The following is a 7468-nucleotide window of genomic DNA, read 5'->3' as shown; positions in this document are numbered from 1 at the left end:
GAGGCCGGCATCGAGTGGCACTACATTGCGCCGGGCAAGCCGACGCAGAACGGCTACGTCGAGAGCTTCAACGGCCGCATGCGCGACGAGCTGTTGAACGAGACGCTGTTCATGACCCTCGACCAGGCACGTGAGACGATCGCCGCCTGGGCCGACGACTACAACACCGAGCGACCGCACTCATCGCTCGGCTACCAGGCCCCGGCCGTGCACGCGGCGGGGCTCATATTGGCCGCTTCGCGGCCGGTAGACAGCGTTGCCGAAGACGGCGACAACAACGGCCGGTCTCTGGTCGCGGCTGGATGAAAGCTGGGGGTCAGGTCACCTGTCTTTCGCTCGCGAGCCGATGCGGAGCTGACGGCGAAGCTCTATGCCCGCGCGCCCGTCTTGATCCAGGAGCGATCGCAGGAGGAGGGTGGCGACATCAATCCCTGGGGCATCACGTTCCAGACGATGTTCCACATGTCAGGAGATTCCGGCTTCTTCAGTGCGCCAGCGCAGATGGAGGCCGACGGCTGGCAACGCGACGGCGCGGATTGGGTGCGGGAAACAGCGACAGGCGTCGAACGCCGCGTGCCCCTCTACGAGGCTAAGATGATCCACCATTTCGATCATCGCTGGGCGACCTACGGCGGGGGCAGCAGCGACGACGAGGAAGGCGCTCGCGACTGTACGCTTGCCGAAAAGCTGAATCCCGATTTCGAGCCGTCGCCGCGTTACTGGGTGCCCGAAGACGAGGTCCTTCTGCGCGCGGCCCGCGTGCCATCGGCCCTGAAAAGCGCCATCAGACAGGCGCGAGGCGACGGTGGAAAGGGACGCCGCAAGGCGGATGCCGACGCCCAGGAGAGTGCCCGTGCCGCCGCTCTTAAGGCGCTCGTCACCTGGCTGGTTGGAGCCGTTCCTAGCTTGGAAGGACGCCCAGCCCGAGAGGCCGACATCTTCCGTCTTCTCGGCCGCGGGCAGGATTGGCGCGGCGCGCTGAAGGGATCGCCCGAGCGCTTTCTGCTCGATCCCAAGACACTCGCGGCCGGCGCCGAGATGCAGCGCGAGACGCCGCTGGGGGAATCCGATCTTACTCTCATAGCCGAGGGGCCGAAGGACGCGCTCGCTCTTGCGGAACTGCTGATCGCCGCCAAACAGCCCCGCTGGCTCATGGGATGGCGGGACATCTGCCGCTCGACTGATGAGCGGACGGTGATCGCGAGTGTGTTTCCGAAGGTAGGTGTTGGACACACCATGCCCATTTTCTACTTGAATGAGGGAGCTGAGCTCGCGGCAGGACATTTGGCAATGTGGCTGTCCCTGACGTTCGATTTCATAGCTCGGCTTTCCATCGGCGGGACACATCTGACCTACAGCTATCTGAAACAGTTTGCGGCACTGCCTCCCTCCACCTTCTCCAAGAGTGACCTCGATTTTATCCGTCCGCGCGTTCTGGAGCTGACGTACACCAGCCACGCAGTGAAGGCCTGGGCGGAAGATCTGGGATATTCGGGTCAGCCCTTTGCATGGAACGAGGACCGCCGCGCCCAGTTGCGGGCCGAGCTCGATGCCTTCTTCGCCAAAAAGTACGGCCTGACCGAGGAAGAGCAGCGATACGTCCTCGACCCTGCCAAGGTCAAAGGCGCTGACTACCCCTCAGAGACTTTCCGTGTGTTGAAGGAAAAGGAAATCCGCCTCTACGGCGAATATCGCACCGAGCGCTTGGTGCTGGAGGCCTGGAAGCGGATGGACGTGCCGTCGCTCGAGGAGCTTCTTTCCGACATCGATAGTAAGCCCGATAATCATTGGGCCTGGCCCGATAGCGTTCAGCCTCGTGATCGTCTCCGCTATGCAGCCCAGTACGCGCTTTGGCTGATGGATCCGGTGATCGATGGTCCCAATCTGCCCTTCGTCATTGCCAGCTTGGCGGAGCCGAGAAGGCTTGCTTCCCGGCTGACAGGTGGTGAGCGGCACCAATGGATCAGACTCATTGGTCCCGATGCGCAGCTCGATCAGGACGTGACGCGAGTACGGCCGCCCATCGACGAAGCATGGCGATCGATGCACGATACCCTGCTTACCTCTGGCCAATTGGAGGAAGGTGCCGACGGGGCATGGACGCGGGGCCGGCATTTTAGTCCGGCTGGATTGCAAGCCGCTTCCGCCGATGCAGAGCGCACCGCCTTCGCGATACGCGCAGTGCGAAGCATGGATGTCGGCAGCATCGCCGCTGCGGCCGCACCCGAAGACAATGTGATCTGGGCGAGGTTCGGAAGTGGCCGCTCAGGCTGATCTGTTCAGCGCGGCGATCCAGCCGCCGCAGGCGCCGGAAGGTCGGGCCGGGCCTCGTCTGTGGGTCCGAAGGCTCGCCATCTTCAGCGATTTGCAGACCCCCATCCGCAACGTGCCGCTGAAGCCTGGTCTCAACATCATCTGGACGCCGGACATGTCGAGCAGCGGCAGCCGCGCCTTGGCCCATGGCAGCGGCAAGACCACCTTCTGCCGGCTGCTTCGGGCCTGCCTGGGCGAGCCCGGCTATGCGACGGACGCTCAGCGATCACGCCTCATGGCGCGGCTTCCGAATGGCCTCTTCGCGGCCGAGATTCTGATCGACGGCGTGTGCTGGGTTGCCATTCGCCCACTGGGGCTGCCGGGTGGAGAGTTCGTCGTTCAGGCTGATTCCATCGAAGAGGCGATCGCACGGGGACATCGCGATGGCGATCAAGCATCCATCGATGCCGTAATCATCACCAGCTTCTTCTCGGCGATCGCGGGAGCGACGCCGCCAGAGATCAGCCGGAACCAAGTGTGGGATGTGCTGCGGGCGTGGCTGACGCGGGACCAAGAGTGCCGTTTGGCCGATATTCTGGCCTGGCGGTCATCACAGACACAGACCCGGTCCCGCGCGCAGGTTCTGGGCGAGACAGCCAAGCTGACCATGGTTCGTCTTGCCTTGCGCGCTCTGGATGCGGAAGAGCGTGCCGCCGCCGTCCGCGAACGGGAATTGGTGGCCGCTGTCGAGGAGGAACGCCGTCGCCAGACCTATCAGCAAGAGCGATTCGCCGATGGTTTGAAGGCTGTGAGGCTGGCGTTGGGTGTCGGCGACGACGTGGGTTTCGACGACACGATCGACCAGAAGGGGCTGGTCTCGCTGGCAAAAGAGGCTTTAGCCGATGCCATGCGTGCCGATTTGCCGAAGCCGCCGGATGTCGGCTCGATCTTCGCGCGGCAAAAGGCGCTCAATCAGGAGCACGAGACGTTAACAGCGAAGCGTCAGGAGTCGGAGAACGAGGCGCGTTTCAAGCGTGGTGAGGCCGAACGATATCGCTCGGAAGCGAGTCAAGGAGAGATCGACATCTCTCAGGGAGGAATCAGGGTCTGCCCCGTCTGCAGGGTCAGCATAGATGAGGTCAAGGCAAAGGGATGCAAGATTGCGCTCGAACGATGCGATCTGCCGGCGATTAGGGCGGCCATTGAGGAAAAGCAAAAGAAGGCCGCTGAACTGGACTCAGAAGCGAGCGCAGCAGAGCAGGAAGCCAAGCGCATTGAGGCCCTGATCCAACAGCTTGAGCCCCGCAAGCAGGCGCTTGAGGCGGAAGCAAAGGCCGCCGATGCGGCTAGCCGCGCCGCTCAGGCCGCTGCCAAGGCGGTGCAGGACCGTGTCTATCGGGCGAGGCGCACGCTCGATGACGTGCGGTCGCTTCGCGAGGGTCAGATGGCCGCTAAGCCCACACTTCCAGCGACCGCGGAATTGGAAGCGGTCCGCGGGCAATTGGACGCTGGACGCGCGCGGGCGCGATCAGCCATCAGGACGTTGGAGGAACGATATCAAGGAGTCATGGCCGCCTGGCTCCCCGAGGGAGTGCAGGGCAGCATCAAGCTCGATGGGAACGGCCTGAAAGTAGATGCCGAATTCTCAGGGCGAGGTGAGGTTTCGACAGCAGCCCTGGACTCTCTCAAGATAGTCGCATTCGATCTCGCCGCACTGCATATGGCCGTCGAGGAAAACGCGAATCTACCAGCTTTCCTTATCCACGACAGCCCGCGTGAGGCGGATTTGGACGGGCAGCTCTACGCTCGCCTATTCAGCCTTGTGCATCAATGGGAGGAAGAGGTGGAAGCGCCTTGCTTCCAATACATTGTCACGACCACGACCGCTCCGCCGTCCGAACTGCAAGGTGATCGTTACGTAAGACTCGTAATGAGCTCGACGCCGGCGGAGCGGCGCCTGTTTGCAATGGACATCTGAGCGCCGCCCCGATGACGATCGAAGCGCCCCAATCGTTTGTCGTCCGAGAGGAATGTCAGAAAGCGGCGTCGCAGAACGGCTTTCGCCGTGTCCTAGGGGAAGGGGCTGGCTGGGCGACGTTCGGATCGACCACGGCGAAGGGCCACATCTATCTGGCCGCAACAGGACCGGCAGGGCCGTGGTATCTCGCCCTCGACCATCACGGCGTTATCGAGGAACTGGGCGTGCCCGCGGCCGATGTGGCCGGGCCTGGCCGCGCTCGTTTCGCCTTCGATACGCTCGGCGCACTCTATGGGGTGCTGCACCGTGTCTATGAACTCGCGGTCAGCCTGCCCGACGCGCCGCTCATAGAGTTCGAGCATCGGGTCGCGAACCTGCCACAGACGACGGAGGCCGAACGGCTGGTCGTCCAGAGGATCGGGCAGGATATCTTTCGCGAGCGCCTGATGGACTACTGGCGGCGGCGCTGCCCGCTGACAGGAATCTCCGACGCGGCCCTGCTGCGCGCCTCGCACATCATCCCATGGGCGGAATGCGAAACCGATGCGGAGCGGCTCGACGTGCATAACGGCCTCCTCCTTTCGGCTCTCTGGGATGCCGCATTCGACCGCGCACTCGTGACGTTCGACGACGAGGGGAGGCCGGAGTTTTCGTCCGGTCTCAGCGAGCAAGCGCGCGCCGAACTGCGCTGGAGCGCCCCCATTCCGCTGACAGATGAGCATCGGCGTCGGCTTGCGCGCCACCGTGAGCGCGCGCGAAGAGCCGATCTGGTCCCGGAGTGAACGATCGTGGCCCGAGAATAGACTAGCGCATCGTTTGCGATGTCGTCCTCGCATAATAATAAATAGTTCTCGCGTAGTACTGGGGGGCTTGCCACATGTTCGATGATTGGTGCGATATCGACGAAACGGCCCGCGGCGAAAGAAAGAAGCTGTGCGGCCTGACCGAAAAGGCTGGTGGAAGGGCGGCCATCAAGGACGAGCTTATCGAGCGCGTCCGCTCCCACTACGACAAGCTCGAGCAGATCGCGGACGATGTGGAACGTCTAGGGTTTCCCGGAGCGTCCGCCATACTCAGGGAACGATTGCCGCGCACGGCGCGCGAGCGCTCCGGAGAATTGGGCGAGATCATCGCCTCCGAATTCATTGAGCACCACACTGGATTCCGTATCCCCGTGCGCCGCTTGCGTTACAAGGACGGTCGCGAGATGGCACTGCGCGGAGATGATTACGTCGGTATCGATGAGGATGACGAGCAGCGGCTTCTTTTCCTCAAGGGCGAGGCCAAGAGCGGGCGCACGGTCCCGCAGGGCGTCGTCGCCGATGCCCGAGAGCGTCTTTCCGAGAATGATGGCCGCCCGACGACAATATCCCTGCTGTTCGTCGCCGATCGTTTGCTTGAATCGGATGATGAAAATGACAAGGCCCTGGGGCGGCGAATCCGGGATGAGGTAGCGCTTAGGGCTGTTCCGCCGCAGCGGATCACGCACGGGCTGTTCGCGCTCTCGGGAAACAACACGGACGCCGTTCTGGAAGCCGATCTGGAAGAGGCCGACGGGGCGCACAACCACCTCTCCGCCGGGTTCCACGTCGAGGGCCATCAGGCTTTCATAGCCGAGATTTACGAAGAGGCCGGCAACCTTGGAGACGATTGACGAACTGCAAGCTTTTATCAGCACAGCGACGCGGGACAATGTCCGCGGACGCCTGCTCTACCGTGGTGAAGCCCGCGCGATCATCCGTCGCGAAGGCGAGCTTCCCGCTGGCGCGCCGCAGTTCGCGGAAACGCTGGACACCGATCTGTCCGAGTATGGATTCTCCTTGCTCCGGGCTTCTCTTGCCTTGCGTGAACAGGGCGCCGACACAGGCGTGTGGCGTCCCGGATTCCTGAAGGCGGGAAACGCATTCGAGGCGCTCGTTCGCAACGGCTCGCCGGAAACGCTGCAACGCGGCTTCTGGCGCGTGATGGGCGCGGCCTCCTATCACCTTGCCGGCTATTCGGCGATGGCCTACTCGCTCATCAGCCAGCGTGAGGAGTGACGTGCTCCCCTGAATTGTCCTCGCTTTGAGGTTAGCCTGTGTCCGAAGAGGAGACAGGCAATGAGGCGCAGCAGGTTTTCAGACGAACAGATCATCGGGATTTTGAAGGAGCACCAGGCGGGGCTTTCGGCGATGGAGCTCTGCCGCAAATACGGTGTGAGTGACGCGACCTTCTACAAGTGGCGCTCGAAGTATGGCGGCATGGACGTATCGGAGGCGAAGCGGCTGAAGAGCCTTGAGGAGGAGAACGGCAAACTGAAGCGTCTGCTGGCCGATGCCATGCTCGACGTCTCGACGCTGCGCGAGATGCTCGGAAAAAACTTCTAACGCCCGGGTCGAGGAGGAACGCCGTGACCTGGGCGATCGAGAACAAGGGCTACTCGCAGCGCCGCGCCTGTGGGCTGGTGGGCATTGAACCGCGGGTCTTCCGCTACCGTTCGAGCCGATCGGACGATGCCGGTCTGCGCAGTAGGCTGCGTGAACTGGCGGCGGAGCGCCGGCGCTTCGGCTACCGACGGCTGCACCTGCTCCTAAAGCGCGAAGGCGTGGCGGTGAACTGCAAGAAGCTCTACCGGCTCTATCGCGAGGAACGGCTGACGGTGCGCAAACGCGGCGGCCGCAAGCGGGCATTGGGCACCAGGGCGCCGATGGCAATCCCGCAGGATGCCAACCAGCGCTGGAGCCTCGACTTCGTCTCCGACACGCTGACCGACGGTCGTCGCTTCCGGATCCTGTGCGTCATCGACGACTTCAGCCGGGAGTGCCTGGCCACGGTCGTCGACAACTCGATCTCGGGCGAGCGCGTCGCCCGGGAACTCGATATCATCGCCGAGCATCGCGGCTACCCCTGCATGATCGTGTCGGACAACGGCACCGAGCTGACCTCGAATGCCATCCTGGCGTGGCAGGAGGATCGGCAGGTCGAATGGCACTACATCGCGCCGGGCAAGCCGATGCAGAACGGCTTCGTGGAAAGCTTCAATGGTCGGCTACGCGATGAGTGCCTCAACGAACGGCTCTTCACCAGCTACCGGCAAGCCCGCAACAGCATCGAAGAATGGAGGATCGACTACAATGTGAATCGCCCACACACGAGCCTCGATGGGCTCACCCCGAACGAATTTGCAACCCGGTCCAGATCGGACCACAACATGAACAGGGCTAACCTATAGACGGGGACAAAACGGGGAGCACGTCA

The 7468-nt window shown here is 62.9% G+C and carries 7 protein-coding genes; all 7 read left to right on the top strand.

Going from position 1 to position 7468, the window contains the following annotated elements:
- On the top strand, positions 1-306 hold a 306-nt coding region (locus ASC46_RS20485; protein WP_141659738.1), incomplete at its 5' end, for an integrase core domain-containing protein.
- 81 nt (positions 307-387) lie between these two features.
- A complete protein-coding gene (locus ASC46_RS20480; protein ID WP_055461128.1) occupies positions 388-2274 on the top strand; it encodes a hypothetical protein in 1887 nt (628 codons plus the stop codon).
- Entirely contained in the window at positions 2258-4231 is a 1974-nt protein-coding gene (locus tag ASC46_RS20475) for a DUF2326 domain-containing protein (protein ID WP_055461127.1), read from the top strand. Before ASC46_RS20480 ends, ASC46_RS20475 begins: the two co-directional genes overlap by 17 nt.
- A gap of 11 nt (positions 4232-4242) precedes the next feature.
- On the top strand, positions 4243-5013 hold the full coding sequence (locus ASC46_RS20470; protein ID WP_055461126.1) for an HNH endonuclease: 771 nt from the start codon (positions 4243-4245) through the stop codon (positions 5011-5013).
- Positions 5014-5108: 95 nt separating this feature from the next.
- Positions 5109-5885: a Hachiman antiphage defense system protein HamA gene (locus ASC46_RS20465; RefSeq protein WP_055461125.1), complete on the top strand. Its 777-nt coding sequence runs from the start codon at positions 5109-5111 to the stop codon at positions 5883-5885.
- The gene (locus ASC46_RS20460) at positions 5872-6270 is read left to right on the top strand and encodes a hypothetical protein (protein ID WP_055461124.1); all 399 of its coding nucleotides are present in this window, start codon (positions 5872-5874) and stop codon (positions 6268-6270) included. Before ASC46_RS20465 ends, ASC46_RS20460 begins: the two co-directional genes overlap by 14 nt.
- Before the next feature lie 60 nt (positions 6271-6330).
- Positions 6331-7442 (top strand): IS3 family transposase gene (locus ASC46_RS20450; protein WP_096335404.1). Its coding sequence is split into 2 segments (ribosomal slippage): positions 6331-6586 and positions 6586-7442, totalling 1113 coding nucleotides; the frame shifts between segments, so codons are not numbered across the junction.
- Positions 7443-7468: the final 26 nt, after the last annotated feature.

Origin of the sequence: Chelatococcus sambhunathii (assembly GCF_001418005.1) — a bacterium.
Classification (GTDB): Bacteria; Pseudomonadota; Alphaproteobacteria; order Rhizobiales; family Beijerinckiaceae; genus Chelatococcus_A; species Chelatococcus_A sambhunathii.
Note: the sequence above shows the minus strand (reverse complement) of the source record. Positions and strands in the feature narration are given on the sequence as shown.

Bases quoted from the DNA above. Each gene is read 5' to 3' on its own strand.
- ASC46_RS20465 (WP_055461125.1), top strand. From the start codon at position 5,109: ATGTTCGATGATTGGTGCGATATCGACGAAACGGCCCGCGGCGAAAGA.
- ASC46_RS20470 (WP_055461126.1), top strand. From the start codon at position 4,243: ATGACGATCGAAGCGCCCCAATCGTTTGTCGTCCGAGAGGAATGTCAG.